Below are 13592 nucleotides of genomic sequence, written 5' to 3' on the forward strand. Positions count from 1 at the left end.
CGGCAACGCTACTTTCGGGACCGCGGCGTGCGGATCAGCTTCTTGTTGACGAACTCATCCATGCCGTAGCGTCCCAATTCCCGGCCCACACCGGAGCGCTTGACGCCGCCGAAGGGCAGGTCCTCCTGGGTGCCGGACACGCCGTTGATCCAGACCATTCCCGATTCCAGCCGGTCAGCAATCTCAAGTGCCTTGTCCTCGTCGGCACTGAAGACGGCGCCACCCAAGCCGTACGGCGAGCTGTTGGCAAGCTCCACCGCTTCATCGGCACTGGACACCTTGTAGATGACCGCGGCCGGACCGAAGAGCTCCTCCGAGAAGGCACGCATGTCCTCTGTGACGCCCGTCAGCACGGTCGGCTGGACGTAGGCGCCTGGCCCGTCCACCAATGCACCGCCGGTATGGAGCGTGGCGCCTTTGTCCACGGCATCCCGGATCTGCTCCACCAGGCCGTCTGCGGCAGCCTGCGAGGACAGCGGCCCAAAGCGGGTGGCCTCGTCCATCGGGTCGCCGGGCTGGATCTTCTGCATTTTTGCGGTGAACTTCTCCACGAAGTCATCGTAGAGATCCGCCATGACAATGAAGCGCTTGGCGGCGTTGCAGGCCTGTCCGCCGTTGCCCATGCGTCCGGCCACGGCGGACTTGACTGTGGCGTCCAGGTCCTCGGAGTCCAGGACGATGAACGGATCACTGCCGCCCAGTTCCAGCACGTACTTCTTCAGGTTCCGGCCGGCCACCTCGGCGACGGCGGAGCCGGCCCGCTCGGAGCCGGTCAGGGACACGCCCTGGATCCGGGAGTCGGCGATGATGTCCGCGGCCTGGTCGTTGGTGGCGAACAGGTTGATGTAGGCGTCCCGGGGCAGTCCGGCGTCGCGGAAGATCTGTTCCATGGCCAGGGCCGACTGTGGGCAGTTGTTGGCGTGCTTGAGCAGCACGGTATTGCCCAGCATCAGGTTGGGTCCGGCGAAACGTGCCACCTGGTAGTACGGGTAGTTCCACGGCATGATGCCCAGGATGGCGCCGATCGGTTCGGTGCGCACGGTGGCTCCGCCGCCGCCCTTTACGCTCAGTTCCTCATCGGCCATGAAGCCGGGGCCCTCGGTGGCGTAGTAATCGTAGATGTTTGCGGAGAGGGCAACTTCGCCCTTCGCCTCACGCAGGGGCTTGCCCATTTCGGTGGCGATCAGGGCTGCCAGCTCGTTGCTGCGTTCGCGGTACAGCTCGGCCACCCGGGCGATGATCTTGCTCCGGGCCTCAACCGGCTGGCTGCGCCAGGAGGCAAAGGCTCCGTGGGCGGCGCTGATTGCTTCGTTGATTTCGGCGTCGGTAGCTTCGGCGAATTCCTTCAGTGTTTCCCCGGTTGCGGGGTTCACGGTTTTGTAAGCAGTCATGGGCCTCACGTTACCGGCGGCCGTGGCAGGGGCCACAGCGGTTCGCTCTTGGCTCAACCTCAGTCCCGGCCATGCCCCGGCGCGGCTAACTGCCCACGGGGGCGGAGTCGTCGTCGGGCTCCGGCGGATTTCGGCGGCCGGGGCGAAGCCGGGGAATTCGGTTGAACCGGGGCCGCGGCCAGCCCGGTTCCTTCTTGCGGGCGCTGGTCCCGGTTTCCCCGGAGCCCGTGGGTTTGCTGCGCTGCCGGCGCGGAAGCCGAACACTCAACTCCCCCGGGCCGGGCAGGCGCCAGCCGCGGCGGCGGGCGACCGTGCAGATGACGGCGGCGGAGACGATGGCCACGGCCATGCCCACATTGCGCAGCCCCAGATGGTAGAGGACCGCCATTTCGATGGCGGCAATCAAGGCGCCGGTGGCATAGAGGGTATTGCCGCCAAAAATGGCGGGCACCCGTCCCACGGCGATGTCGCGGATCATGCCGCCGCCCACAGCCGTGGCCACGCCGATCAAAATGGCAGGCAGCCATTCCAGGCCAAAGCCCAGCGCCTTGGACGTCCCGGTGGCAGCCCAGCAGCCCAGCGCAAAGGAATCAATGACAATAAGGAACCGGTTGGCCCATTTGCCCTTGAGCTCGATCAGGTAGGCGACGAACGCGCCGGCGATGGCCGCCAGCAGGTAGGCGGGATCGGTCAGGGCCACCGGTGTCCCCGCCTGCAGGAGGGTATCTCGCAGGACACCGCCGCCGAGGGCTGACATGAGCGCCAGGACCACAAAACCCACCGGGTCCATTCGCAGCTGCCGGGCCACCGCTCCGCCGAGCACTCCGTTTGCCAGCACTCCGGCCAGGTCCACGACCCTGAACACGGCCTCCGGATCCAATATCTCCACGCCGCTCCCGCTGTTGATTGGTGCCGTGTTTTCCGGCGTCCAGTCTAGCGCGGCAGGCTCCGGTGTCCGGCAGCGTCACCCCATAACGGTCAGGGAGCCTTAAAGTAATTCGCCAGCTTCTCCAGTGTTTGTTCCAGATTTGCCGGATGCCGGCGGGTCACGCCCATGATCCGGTACATGACACGGTGGCGGACGCCCCTGGCGTCCCACTGCTCGGTCACGAGGGTGCCTCCGTCTGCAGGCTCCAGCAGGTAGCGCCAGACGTGACCGCCCATATGCCGCCAGGCGATCCTGTGCCCCTCGTCGAACTCCGTGACGGTGTTGCGGATCTTGTAGGGAACACCCATCTTCATGTCCATCCCGAAGGTGGCCCCGGGTCCCAGGCGATCGGGACCGTTGGGCTGCGCTTCGCGGACGGTTCCGGACCCGTCAATCACACTGTGCATGGCCGGGCGGGCCAACAGGTCGAACACGGATTCCGGCGAGGCGGGAACAAAGCGCTCGCGGCTGATCAAATAGGGGCTGTTCATCGGGTCAGTCTAACCGCCGGAGTTTTCCGCATTGCTTGGGATTCCGGCTACGGGGTCCGCTCGTAGGACCAGTTGTTTCCGTCCATGATCAGCCGGTGCCGCTTCTCCGGTTCCCCGGGCTTCTCCGGTTCTTCCCCGGGGTCACCCGGATATCCGGGGTCGCCCTGCCAGACCATCGCCGGAGGTACATGTCCGGGCAGCCGGCGGGTGGCATAGGTCTGGGGCACGGCCTGCGCGGCGGCGGTCAGCGCGGCGGCAACTGTTTCCGAGCCCAGCAGTCCGTGCAGCGTCACCCAGGTGGGCGGGAAAAGCTCCAGGGTCCCCGCCCGCTGCCGGCGGAAGGCTTCGGCGGGTGTCAGCCAAACAGCATCCACGTGTTCATCGGGGCTGAGCAGGACCTCTCCCTCCGGTGCTTCGGCCAGGAAAAACCATGTCTTGTATCGGCGCGGCGTTTCGGGCGGCGGCACCCAGCAGGACAGCCCCACCAGGTCCGGCTCCTGCAGGTGCAGCCCGGTTTCCTCGGCGGTTTCGCGCACCGCAGCCCGCCGTGCGGCGGCGAGTTCACCGTCGTCGCTGTCGTCCTCTTCCCCGGGCAGCGCATAGTCCTCGGGATCCACCCGCCCTCCGGGGAACACCCAGGCGCCGGCAAAGGATCCCCGGTGCCGGGGACGCTCCAGCATCAGCACCTGCAGTCCGTCGGGGTGGTCGCGCATCAGCACCACTGTGGCAGCCGTGCCGTGAAGCATGGTGGAATCCGTTCGTGAGGTTCGGGACGTGCGGGACCGGTTGGGTTCCCCTGAAGGATGCTAGCGGTTATCCGCGTGCAGTAGCCGCGGGCGCGCGACCCGCCCTATCCTGAAAACCCCTCGGAAGGGCGCGCCTGCCATGGAAAAACCGGGAACGAAAAAGTTCGACTTCAAGAAGAGCTACCCCGAGCTCTACGCCCCGAAATCCGGGGACTTTGCGCTGGTTGACGTTCCTGCGCTGCAGTACCTTGCCTATGACGGCCACGGGGATCCCAACACGTCACAGGAGTATCAGCGGGCCCTTGAATGCCTTTACCCCACGGCCTATGCGGTGAAGTTTGCGTCTAAAAAAGACCTCGGACGTGATTTCACCGTCGGTCCGCTCGAAGGACAGTGGCGCGCCGCTGACATGGACGCTTTCAGCCGGGGCGACAAGGACTCCTGGGACTGGACCATGCTGGTCGCCCAGCCGCCGTGGATCACGCCGGACCTGGTTTCGGACGCCATCGCCGCAGTTTCCAGGAAGAAGGACCCGCCGGGGCTGGACCGGGTGCGCCTGGTCCAGCTCGAGGAAGGCACCTCGGCGCAGATCCTGTACATCGGAGCCTACGACGCCGAGGGCCCGGTCCTTGAGCGTCTGCACCACCAGTGGATGCCGGCACACGCGCTCACCTTCAACGGCGACCACCATGAGATCTACCTCAGCGATCCCCGGCGGACGGCCGCGCACAAACTCCGGACGGTGCTGCGGCAGCCGGTCCGGCCGCTGGGCCTTTCGAGCCAGCCCGGCCCTTCCAGCCAGCCGGGCCCTTCGAGCTAGCTGGGCTCGCCGGCCGGCGAACCCAGCATCCCTTCCAGCTGGTCATCACTCACCCGTGTCAGGGCGGTGAGCAGGTTCATGATGCGGGCGCGCTCCGGGGAGTCAAAGCGGGTGGCATCAAGAATGTCACTGACCCACAGTCCGTCCATGGCCAGACGGACAATGACGCCGATGATTCCGGTGGGCTGCCCGGGGTCCAAATTGTCCCGGTCCAGCCTGCGGTTCAGGTAGATCAGGGACTCAGCCAGGTTTGGACGCCCGACGGCGGTGGCCAGCAGCGCCCCCTGGTCAGTGTCGCTGTTGGACTCGGCATCCGAGAACGCCTTGATGTAGGCGCGGTCCGAGGCTCCCACCCGTTCCGGATCCGAGTCGGCGAGACGGCCCAGCTTGTGGACCAGCTCAATAATCATTGCTTCAACGTCCTGCTCGATTTCCTCGACAGGTGCGCCTAGCCTGAACATTTTTCCTCCAGCTCAACGGTCAACCGCCGTTCGGTTGACCGACCAGCCTAGCCCGGTTTCGTTTTATTCTCAGCTCCTGAGTGCTGACCGCCGCCTCACCGGGCGCCGGTTTGAATAAGGGCAGACAACCGGCTTGTCTTAGTCCATGACTTGGATCACCGTGCGCCGTGCCGTCCAGCTGCTGGTCGGGCTGTTTTGCTATGGCTTTGCGATCGGCATGATGATCCAGGCTCATCTGGGGGTCTCTCCGTGGGATGTGCTGGGACAGGGCGCAGCCCGTTTTTCGGGCATCCCGTTCGGCGTGATGACCGTCCTGATCGGTGCATTGGTGCTGTTGCTGTGGATCCCGCTGAGGCAGAAACCCGGGATTGGCACCGTACTGAATGTGCTGCTGATTGGCCCCAGCGCCGAAGTTTGCCTGGCCCTGGTGGCCGCACCGGAGCAGCTGTGGGCGAAGGTTCTGCTGTTCACCGGCGGCCTTGTGCTGCTGGCTGCCGCCACCGGCGTGTACCTTGGGGCGCGGTTGGGGCCGGGGCCGCGGGACGGGCTGATGACCGGGATGCACCACCGCTTCGGATGGCCGGTCTGGGCAGCGCGCACCGGCATAGAGGTGACGGTGCTGAGTGCCGGCTGGGCATTGGGCGGCACCGTGGGGCTGGGGACTGTGGCTTTTGCCCTGCTGGTGGGGCCGCTGGTCAGCCGTACGATGCCGTTCTTTGATATCCGTGCACTCGGTCCGCTTCCGGAAGCGTCACGTCCGCGGCCCGTAGGTCAGGATGGCATTGCCTGATGCGGTGATCCGGGAGTCCAGCAGCTTTAGCCGGGTGAGCGGATCTCCGGGCTGAAACAACCGCTGCCCCGAGCCGGCCACCACCGGATGCACCATGAGCGTCAGGGAATCCAGCAACCCGGCGAAGAGCAGTTGGCGGACCAGGGAAATGCTCCCGTTCACGGCGATGTCTCCGCCGTCGCGCTCCTTGAGCCGCCGGACGAAAGCCTCCAGCTCATCGTCCATTAAGTGGGAGTTGTTCCAGCTCAGGTCCTTATCACCGAGCGTCCGGGAGGCAACGAACTTTTCGACCGGGTTGATGAAGCTCCCGAAGCCGTCTTCGGTGTTTCCCGGCCAGTAGTCCGCCCACTGCTGATAGGTCACCCGGCCCAGCAGCACCGTGTCCTGGCCTGCCAGCACCGATTCCATCAAGGGCCCCATATCCTCGTCAAAGTGGTCAAACTGCCACTCCCCCGGGGTTCTCGACCACGCCGTCGACTGAGCTGAACAGTGCCGCTGTGACCTTACGCATCGTGATTCTCCCCGCTGCTGATCTCCCGTGCGTGCCCACCGGATCGGGCCTTCTCCGTGAAGGTACCCCAAGACCCTTCCGGGCGGGAAGCAGCGGACTTACGATAGCCGTGCCGCTTCACCCTTCCGCAGGAGGACAACCCATGGCTGACGGCTCATCTTCACCATCGGGAACGCAGGGAACGCCTGCCAATTACGGCAACGTGCCGGTGATCTTTTCGGCCGTGCTGGCCGCCGTGGCCGGTGTGGCCGTGGCCGTGTTTTCCACCGGCGGAACGGAACGCCAATTCCGCTGGGAACTGGGTGTTGCGGCGGCCTGCGCCACCTTCATCGTGTCGCTGCTGATTTTCCTGCTGCTGATCGTCACGGCCCGGCCCAACCCGGAGGAGCTGGGCCAGGGCACCGGCATCAAGAAGAGCTTCGGCTCCCTTCCTGAAGCGCCCGACGGCGATGAGGGATTCCGCGCGGACGGCACCGACCGGCGTTAGCTCCTGAAGATCCGGTCCAGGAGCACCCCGGCACGTTCCATGGTGCCGGTGTCCGGCCAGACGTCGTCGTGCTCTGCGCGATTTTGCTGCAGCACCACCCGGACCACCCCCAGCGCCAGCCCCACCACCATGCGGGCCTCCGCGGCAAGGTCCGCTTCGGGTTCCGGCCCCTCAGAACCGGCGTACCGCTCCAGGACGAGGTCCGTCAGGTGGTTCTCGTGATCCGCCATCCATTCGTTTTGTTTGGCAAACAGGTCCGGCGAGGCCATGATCGCCTTCATCCTGCGGCCGGCCAAATCCGGGTCGGGCTGGCCTGCCACCAGAGCCGAAACCACTGCCGCAGCGAGGCTCTGGACAACCGGGGTGCCGTGGTCGGCCAGGAACTCCCGGGCAACGGCTGCCCGCATTTCAGCGGGCGGCGGGCCGAGAAAGACGCCTTCCTTCGACCCGAAATAGTTGAAGAACGTCCGTTGGGACACCATGCACGCCGTGCAGATCATGTCCACAGTGACGTTGTCGTAGCCCCGTTCCAGGACCATCGCCACAGCCGTTCTTTCGATCTCGGACCGGGCGGCCGCGCGCTTGCGGGCCCGCAGCCCGCCGGATGGTTCAACACCGTGTTCCATCGCTGTGCCTTCCTCCGCTGTCCGGATTTCCTGTTTCCGCTGTTATTCGTACCGCAGCGCATCAATCGGGTTCTGCCGGGCTGCCCGCCGGGCCGGCAGCGTGCCGGCGAGGAAGGCGATCAGCATGACAACGCCAATGATGGTGGCCACGGAGGCCGGCGTAAACAGCATGATGTTCAACCCGGGAAGGGCAGACAGCACCGTGTTGGACAGCACGGAGCTGATGGCCGTGCCGAGGCCGATGGCAACGCCTGCTCCCAGCGCGGAGCCGAGGAAGCCAATGAAGATCGCTTCGAAGCTGAACAGGGCGAAGATCTTGCCGCCGCCCATGCCCATGGCCTTCATGAGGCCAATCTCGCGGGTGCGTTCCTGCACGCTCATCAACAGGGTGTTGACGATGCCGAAGCCGGCAGCGATCAGGGCGATGACTGCGAAGGCATTCAGCACGCCAATGATGCCGTTGATGACGGTCTGGATGGCACCGATCTGGTCCGCGACGGTCAGGCCGGTGAAGCCCTGCGCTTCAAGGTCGGCCTTGACGGCCGCGATCTGCTCTTCGTCCGCGCCGGCGTCCAGGAAGGCAATGGAGGTGATGTACCCGGTGGAGACACCCTCCGGGATGCCGGTGCGCTGCAGAGCGTCCAGTTCGGCGCGCAGGTCGGAGTTGAAGCCGGCACCGTCGCCGAACAGCGAGTCGTTCTGCACGCCGGCTATGACGGCCTCAACGGTGTGCTGGGTGCCGGCGTAGTCGGTGACCGCGATGGACACGGTCTGGTCCAGGGCGGCGTCGGCGTCGGCAAAGCCCAGCGGTTCCACGTAGCTGGACGGGATCAGCATTTCCGCTCCGGTGCCTTCGCCCAGCTGGCGTCCGGCGGCGAGGTCGGCATCGGCCAGCCCCACCATCGGGTTGGTGGTCAGCTCGAACTTGGCTCCGCCGTCGTACTGGATGTAGTCCGGCGCCAGCATCGCGGCGGGCTCGACCTTTTCGATGCCCTCGGTGGTGCGGATGGTCTCGATGTCCGCGTCGGAGAGCAGGGTGAAGTTGCCCTGGGTGGCGGCGCCGTCGGGGTTGTATTCCTTGGGCCCGTCATCTTCGGCTGCGGCCTCGGTGGTGGGTGAGACGGTCATCAGGTTGTCGCCGCCGATGGCGCCCACCTGCTTGTCGATGTAGTCCGAGACGCCGGCGCCGATCGCGCTGGTCAGGGTCAGGGTGAAGGCACCGATGAAGATTGCGACGACTGTCAGCGCCGTGCGGACCTTGCTGCGGAAGGTGTTGGATACTGCTGAGCGGAGAATGTCGCCGGCGGTCATGCGGAGGCCCCTGTGGTGATGGTGGTTGAAGTGAGTTCAGCGGCGGACACTTCGCGTCCGTCCTTGATGTAGAACTGGCGGCTGCAGCGGGCCGCAAGATCGGTGTCGTGCGTGACGGCAATCAAGGTGATGCCCTGTTCCTTGTTCAGCGAGAAGAGGATGTCCTCCACGACGGCGCCGGTGGCGGTGTCCAGGTTGCCGGTGGGCTCGTCGGCGAAAATCACCGACGGGTTGTTGACCAGGGCGCGGGCGATCACCACGCGCTGCTTCTGCCCGCCGGAGAGGTCGGTGGCCTTGTTTCGAGCCTTGTCCGCCATTTCCAGGCGCTCCAGGGCTTCCATGCCGCGGCGCTTGCGTTCAGCGGGCTTCACTCCGGCAATCATCAGCGGCAGCACCACGTTGTCCAGCACGGAGGAGTTGGGGGTGAGGAAGAACTGCTGGAACACGAAGCCGAAGTCCCGGTTGCGCAACTCATTCAGCTCGTTCTTTCCCAGCGAGCGGGCATCCTGGCCCTTGACGGAAATGATCCCCTCGTCGGGGCTGTCCAGCAGGGCGAGCAGGTGCATGAGGGTGGACTTCCCCGAACCGCTCTTGCCGACGATCGCCAGGGATTCGCCGCTTTCCACGGTTAGACTGACGCCCTTGAGGGCATCAAACCGGTTCTCCCCCTGCCCGTACGATTTCGTCAGGTTCTGCGCGCTGAGTACGTGTGGTGTCATCTTTCCGACGTTACATGCAGTTCCTGCAAGTTTGCCGAGACTGCAAGTTTGTCGCCGTCGTTTACACCGCACGGATGCGGCGGTTAACTCGGACGGAAGGAAAGGGAACCGGGATGTCTGCACTCACATTGGCTTCGACGCTGATCCTGCTGGTTGCCGGTGCTTTCATTCCGGGCTGCCGTCCCGTTCGTCCCACCCGCGGCGGAACACAGGCAGCGCGCCTGTCTGCCCGCCCGGATGCATCCGTCAGCGCGATATCGGTTCATGCAGCAGCATCCGTGCAGCCGGCGCTGCGCACAGTGGGAGACGGGGACGCCCTGCTCCGTCTCCCGGCGCTTCCTCCCGGTTTTCCCGATACTCCGGAGAAGTCCCTGCCGCTGCTGCTGGTCCTGCACGGTGCCGGCTCAGGCGCCGCCGAAGGAATATCGGAGCTGGCGGGGCTGGCGGATGAATTCGGCATTGCACTGCTGGCGCCGTCTTCCCGCTCGGGCACATGGGATGCCATCCGCGGAAACTATGACGCAGACGTGCGCCGGATCAACAGTGCGCTTGAGGACACCTTTGCCGCGGTGCGCATTGATCCCCACCGGATTGGTGTTGCCGGTTTTTCCGACGGGGCGTCTTATGCCCTGGGGCTGGGGCTGGCCAACGGAGATTTGTTCTCCCGGGCCATCGCGTTCTCACCGGGTTTCATCCCCGGCGGCCCGCGCCGGGGGATCCCTCCATTCTTCGTGTCCCATGGCGCCGGTGACGACGTCCTGCCCATCCACGTGACCGCCCGCAAGATCGTGCCGGCACTCGAACGTGACGGGTACCAGGTCACCTATCGGGAGTTCGACGGCGGCCACACCGTTCCGCCGCGGATCGCCCGGGACGCTCTGGCCTGGCTGTGCTGGTAGTACTCAGATCTCGGGAATCCAGGCGGGATCGCGCCCGGTCAGTCCCACCAGCCGGTCCAGCGGCGAAGCAGAGTCATCAACCGGAACCACCGGGCCGAAGAGGTCCGGATTACGGGGCTGTTCGCCGAGGAACTCCGCACAGGCCTGTACGGCACGCAGATCCGGGTTGTATCTCTGTCCGGTGGAGCGCGCCAGATCCCAGCCGTGCACAATGATCTCGTCCAGAGCAAACATGCCGGCATCCACAGCATCGAGCGGAACCCGGCCCGCCACCGTCTCCCCGTCCCACGCCGCCGGATCCGCCCAGGCGCCGGCCAGGGCAGTGAGCTGGTTGGGAATGCGCTCACGCCAGCCTTCGGCCAGGTTCCTGCCGTCCGCTTCAGGAACCTCCCCGGCTCCCGGCGGCAGGGCAGTCTTGTGCGCGGAGAGCTGGAATTCCAGCGACAGTCCGTCGATGTGCTCCAGAAGGTCGCCCACCGTGTAGTCGGGCGACGGTGTGGGCCAGCTGAGCTGGTCATCCTGGATTCGGGCGATCACGGCGCCGGTGTCACGGGCTGCATGGCGGAAATCGACTGGAGCACGCATGGTTCCTCCTCGAGGAAAACGCATCGGTGTCTTTTCTAAAACCTGACTCTCTCTGACCCTGCCGCTATCAAAAACGGTAGCAACGCGGAGTTCCGTCCGTAAGGGGATCCGGACCCGGCGGTTTCCCCAGTATCCGGTTACCCATTGCAATGTTGTGTGAGACACACCATAGTGTGAGTCATGGAAGAAGATCTGCTCGGTGGACATCTTCAGGAACTGCGCCGGGGAACCGTGGTGCTGGCCTGCCTCTCCATCCTGAAACAGCCCGGCTACGGCTACGGCCTGCTCGAAGAACTGGAACGAGCAGGATTCGGCGTCGAGGCCAACACCCTTTACCCATTGCTGCGCCGCTTGGAAAAACAGGGGCTGCTCACCAGCTCCTGGGACACCGAAGAGGCCCGTCCGCGGAAGTTCTACACCACCAGCGAGAAGGGCACCGAGTTACTGGACGCCCTGCTGAAGGATTGGGAAAAACTGCATGCCTCCATTCGCCAACTCAACGAAGGAAACCAATCATGAGCACCCTCACTGACCGGTACGTCTTCGCTGCCCTTGCCGCCATTCCCGAGGCCCAGCGGTCCGACATCGAGCGGGAACTCCGCACGTCCATTGCAGACGCCGTCGAAGCCCGGACCGACGCGGGCCAGTCACCGGCTGAAGCCGAACGCCTTGTCCTCACCGAGTTCGGAGATCCCGTGCGGTTGGCCGCCAGCTACACGGACCGCCCCCTCTACCTGATTGGACCGGACCTTTTCCTGGACTGGTGGCGGCTGCTGAAACGGGTGCTGGCGATCGTGGTGCCTCTCGCCTTCGTGGCCACGGTGGTGTTCCGGATGACAACTGATCCCGAAGATCCGACCCAGGCCTTTGGTGCGGCTCTCAGCAACTCCCTCGGAGCGGTGGTGCAGGTCGGCTTCTGGCTCACCTTGGTTTTTGCGGTCATCCAGTACAACGGAACGCGCCGGAAGGATCTGGGGCTGGCCCCGTGGTCCCCGGCTGCGCTCCCCTCCCTGCCGCGGCAGGCCTCGGTTTCCCTGGGTGACACGATCGCCACGGTGGTGCTTCTCGCGTTCTTCATCGGACTGCTGCTGTGGCAAAAAGTGGGATCGCTGCTGTTCCTTGACGGTGAACCCGTAGTGGTCCTGCAGGACAGCCTCTGGAGTTTTTGGCTCCCGTCCCTGATCGCCCTGCTGGCAGCCAAGGCGGTGTTCGCCGTCGTCCTCTATGTTTCCGGACGATGGACCTATCTCTTCGCCGCCGTGAACACCGCCCTGGCACTGCTGTTTACGGTTCCGGTGCTCTGGCTGCTGGCCACGGACAGGGTCTTTGACTTGACCATCCTCAGCGCCGACGGCAGGGGACAAGAGGCCTCGTCGTGGACCGTCGGGATCACCGCTGCCACAGTGCTGGTCATTGGCGTGTGGGAGATCGCCGACGGATTCATCAAGGCCTTCAAGGCCTCACGCGCGGCGCCGGCCGTGTCAGTGCCGGTCCCGTCTAGCTGATCAGCGAAGCGCCCTGTTCGGCGAGCAGCACCAGGGACAGGCAAACCATCAGGACGCCGCTGGCCAGCGTAACGGCGCGGGCACCGGCCGGCCGCGAGCGCAGCAGCCGCCGGGCCGCAAGGGCCACGAAAGTGTAGACCAGCACGGACACGCCAAAGTGGGACAGTCCCAGGATCAGGGTCTGCAGTGGTACAGCCAGGCCGGCATCTGCGTCGACAAACTGCGGGATGAGCGCCAGATAAAGTAGCAGCGCCTTGGGGTTGCTGCCACTGGTGCCCAGCCCCTTGAAGAAGTCCCGCCGACCCTCGGCGCGGCCCCGAACGGGGCGGACAGGAATCGGAGGGGCGAGGGTGGCCAGCCTGCCTCCGGCGTCAACCGATTCCGGCTGAGCCCCGCCGGGCAGGGCGGGTCCCGCACCGCCCGTCGACCCACCGGCACCGGAACCCCCGGAACCCGCCGTCGTCGTCGTAAATCCGGCCGAGCGCCAGGTGCGCAGCGTGGAAATCCCCAGCCAGAGCAGGTAAGCCGCGCCGAGCAGTGTCAGGCCGGCCAGAAGCTGCGGGGTGGCGGAAATCAGCGCCGCAAGCCCGGCGACGATCAGTGCGGTGTGAAAAAGGTAGCCGGCGGACAGGCCGGCCACCGCGGGTGCAATCCTTCGGGCGCGCAGGCCGGAGGAGATGCAATACGCCCAGTCCGCCCCCGGAGTCATGGCCAGGGTGACAGAGACGATCGCAAAGCCCGCGAACTGCTGAAAATCCATTCCTCAAGCCTAGGGATCCAACGGCGAGAAGTGCTGACCGGAATAAGCCCTCCGGCGGCTGCCAACGATACGATTCTTGCGTGATTGACGCCATTGACCATGAAATTTTGCGCCTCCTCCAAAAAGACGGGCGGATGAGTGCCACGGCGCTCGCCGCTGAGGTGGGGCTGACGGTTGCGCCCTGCCACCGCCGCATCAAGGAGCTTGAACGCAAGGGAGTACTGACGGGCTACCGTGCCGTGGTTGATCCCGCCGCCGTCGGGCTGAGTTTCCAGGCCCTGGTGTTCGTGACCCTACGCGACCGTGCACAGATGCTTGCGTTTGAGGAGGCCGTTGGCCTGCACGAGCAGATCGTGAAGGCGGACAGGCTTTTCGGGGATCCGGATTTCCTGCTCAAGGTCATCGCGGCGGATCTCCCCGGCTACCAGCAGTTCTATGATGACGTGCTCGTGAGCCTGCCCGGCGTCGAGAAGCTCACCAGCACCATCGTGATGAAAACCGTGAAGGAAGAAGCCGGCCTGCCGCTCCGAGGTGAGAGGTCCGGACGAGTCCCGTAAATTGG

Annotated in this window: 17 protein-coding genes and 1 pseudogene; 7 read left to right on the forward strand and 11 right to left on the reverse strand. The window is 65.2% G+C overall.

Going from position 1 to position 13592, the window contains the following annotated elements; translation table 11 throughout:
• Window positions 1-8: 8 nt before the first annotated feature.
• From MUG94_RS15840 to MUG94_RS15855, 4 genes are all read right to left on the reverse strand, one after another.
• Complete coding sequence (locus MUG94_RS15840) at window positions 9-1391, reverse strand: NAD-dependent succinate-semialdehyde dehydrogenase (RefSeq protein WP_227890649.1); 1383 nt, start codon at window positions 1389-1391, stop codon at window positions 9-11.
• 85 nt (window positions 1392-1476) lie between these two features.
• Window positions 1477-2280: a trimeric intracellular cation channel family protein gene (locus tag MUG94_RS15845; RefSeq protein WP_227907099.1), complete on the reverse strand. Its 804-nt coding sequence runs from the start codon at window positions 2278-2280 to the stop codon at window positions 1477-1479.
• Between the two features lie 89 nt (window positions 2281-2369).
• Window positions 2370-2810, reverse strand: a complete 441-nt coding sequence (locus MUG94_RS15850) for an SRPBCC family protein (RefSeq protein WP_227907100.1) — start codon at window positions 2808-2810, stop codon at window positions 2370-2372.
• 47 nt (window positions 2811-2857) lie between these two features.
• Window positions 2858-3556, reverse strand: a complete 699-nt coding sequence (locus MUG94_RS15855) for an NUDIX hydrolase (protein WP_227907101.1) — start codon at window positions 3554-3556, stop codon at window positions 2858-2860.
• A gap of 139 nt (window positions 3557-3695) precedes the next feature.
• Here MUG94_RS15855 and MUG94_RS15860 point away from each other — a divergent pair, with 139 nt between their 5' ends.
• Window positions 3696-4376, forward strand: a complete 681-nt coding sequence (locus MUG94_RS15860) for a GyrI-like domain-containing protein (RefSeq protein WP_227907102.1) — start codon at window positions 3696-3698, stop codon at window positions 4374-4376.
• On the opposite strand, the gene MUG94_RS15865 is transcribed toward MUG94_RS15860, so the two are convergent.
• Window positions 4373-4837, reverse strand: a complete 465-nt coding sequence (locus MUG94_RS15865; protein WP_227907103.1) for a TetR family transcriptional regulator — start codon at window positions 4835-4837, stop codon at window positions 4373-4375. The two genes, MUG94_RS15860 and MUG94_RS15865, sit on opposite strands and share 4 nt — an antisense overlap.
• Before the next feature lie 145 nt (window positions 4838-4982).
• Between MUG94_RS15865 and yczE the strand changes: the two genes are divergently transcribed.
• On the forward strand, window positions 4983-5627 hold the full coding sequence (gene yczE / locus MUG94_RS15870) for a membrane protein YczE (RefSeq protein ID WP_227907104.1): 645 nt from the start codon (window positions 4983-4985) through the stop codon (window positions 5625-5627).
• Here the strand turns inward: yczE and MUG94_RS15875 are convergent.
• Window positions 5589-6138, reverse strand: a pseudogene (locus MUG94_RS15875) (dihydrofolate reductase family protein). The gene yczE and the pseudogene MUG94_RS15875 overlap by 39 nt on opposite strands.
• Before the next feature lie 142 nt (window positions 6139-6280).
• Between MUG94_RS15875 and MUG94_RS15880 the strand changes: the two are divergent.
• Entirely contained in the window at window positions 6281-6625 is a 345-nt protein-coding gene (locus MUG94_RS15880; RefSeq protein WP_227907105.1) for a hypothetical protein, read from the forward strand.
• On the opposite strand, the gene MUG94_RS15885 is transcribed toward MUG94_RS15880, so the two are convergent.
• Genes MUG94_RS15885 through MUG94_RS15895 form a run of 3 tightly spaced genes read right to left on the reverse strand, consistent with a single transcriptional unit; the run spans window position 6622 to window position 9281 of the window.
• A complete protein-coding gene (locus tag MUG94_RS15885; RefSeq protein ID WP_227890658.1) occupies window positions 6622-7251 on the reverse strand; it encodes a TetR/AcrR family transcriptional regulator in 630 nt (209 codons plus the stop codon). The two genes, MUG94_RS15880 and MUG94_RS15885, sit on opposite strands and share 4 nt — an antisense overlap.
• 42 nt (window positions 7252-7293) lie before the next feature.
• Window positions 7294-8562 carry an ABC transporter permease gene (locus MUG94_RS15890; RefSeq protein ID WP_227890659.1) on the reverse strand — a complete coding sequence of 423 codons (1269 nt, stop codon included), beginning with the start codon at window positions 8560-8562 and terminating at the stop codon, window positions 7294-7296.
• Window positions 8559-9281 carry an ABC transporter ATP-binding protein gene (locus tag MUG94_RS15895; protein WP_227890660.1) on the reverse strand — a complete coding sequence of 241 codons (723 nt, stop codon included), beginning with the start codon at window positions 9279-9281 and terminating at the stop codon, window positions 8559-8561. Before MUG94_RS15895 ends, MUG94_RS15890 begins: the two co-directional genes overlap by 4 nt.
• 113 nt (window positions 9282-9394) lie before the next feature.
• Between MUG94_RS15895 and MUG94_RS15900 the strand changes: the two genes are divergently transcribed.
• Entirely contained in the window at window positions 9395-10180 is a 786-nt protein-coding gene (locus MUG94_RS15900) for an alpha/beta hydrolase (protein ID WP_227907106.1), read from the forward strand.
• A 3-nt stretch (window positions 10181-10183) separates the two neighbouring features.
• Here the strand turns inward: MUG94_RS15900 and MUG94_RS15905 are convergent, their stop codons facing one another.
• Window positions 10184-10765, reverse strand: a complete 582-nt coding sequence (locus MUG94_RS15905) for a TIGR03086 family metal-binding protein (RefSeq protein WP_227907107.1) — start codon at window positions 10763-10765, stop codon at window positions 10184-10186.
• 180 nt (window positions 10766-10945) lie between these two features.
• Here MUG94_RS15905 and MUG94_RS15910 point away from each other — a divergent pair, with 180 nt between their 5' ends.
• Together MUG94_RS15910 and MUG94_RS15915 are read left to right on the forward strand one after the other, a co-directional pair.
• Window positions 10946-11284 (forward strand): PadR family transcriptional regulator, encoded by a 339-nt coding sequence (locus tag MUG94_RS15910; RefSeq protein ID WP_227907108.1) that lies wholly within the window; start codon window positions 10946-10948, stop codon window positions 11282-11284.
• Window positions 11281-12270, forward strand: a complete 990-nt coding sequence (locus MUG94_RS15915; protein WP_227907109.1) for a permease prefix domain 1-containing protein — start codon at window positions 11281-11283, stop codon at window positions 12268-12270. Before MUG94_RS15910 ends, MUG94_RS15915 begins: the two co-directional genes overlap by 4 nt.
• Here the strand turns inward: MUG94_RS15915 and MUG94_RS15920 are convergent.
• Window positions 12263-13030 (reverse strand): LysE family translocator, encoded by a 768-nt coding sequence (locus MUG94_RS15920; protein WP_227907110.1) that lies wholly within the window; start codon window positions 13028-13030, stop codon window positions 12263-12265. The genes MUG94_RS15915 and MUG94_RS15920 overlap by 8 nt on opposite strands.
• Window positions 13031-13110: 80 nt before the next feature.
• Between MUG94_RS15920 and MUG94_RS15925 the strand changes: the two genes are divergently transcribed.
• On the forward strand, window positions 13111-13587 hold the full coding sequence (locus MUG94_RS15925; protein WP_227907111.1) for an Lrp/AsnC family transcriptional regulator: 477 nt from the start codon (window positions 13111-13113) through the stop codon (window positions 13585-13587).
• Window positions 13588-13592: the final 5 nt, after the last annotated feature.

It is taken from the genome of Arthrobacter gengyunqii, assembly GCF_023022985.1.
In the GTDB taxonomy this organism is placed as follows: Bacteria; Actinomycetota; Actinomycetes; order Actinomycetales; family Micrococcaceae; genus Arthrobacter_B; species Arthrobacter_B gengyunqii.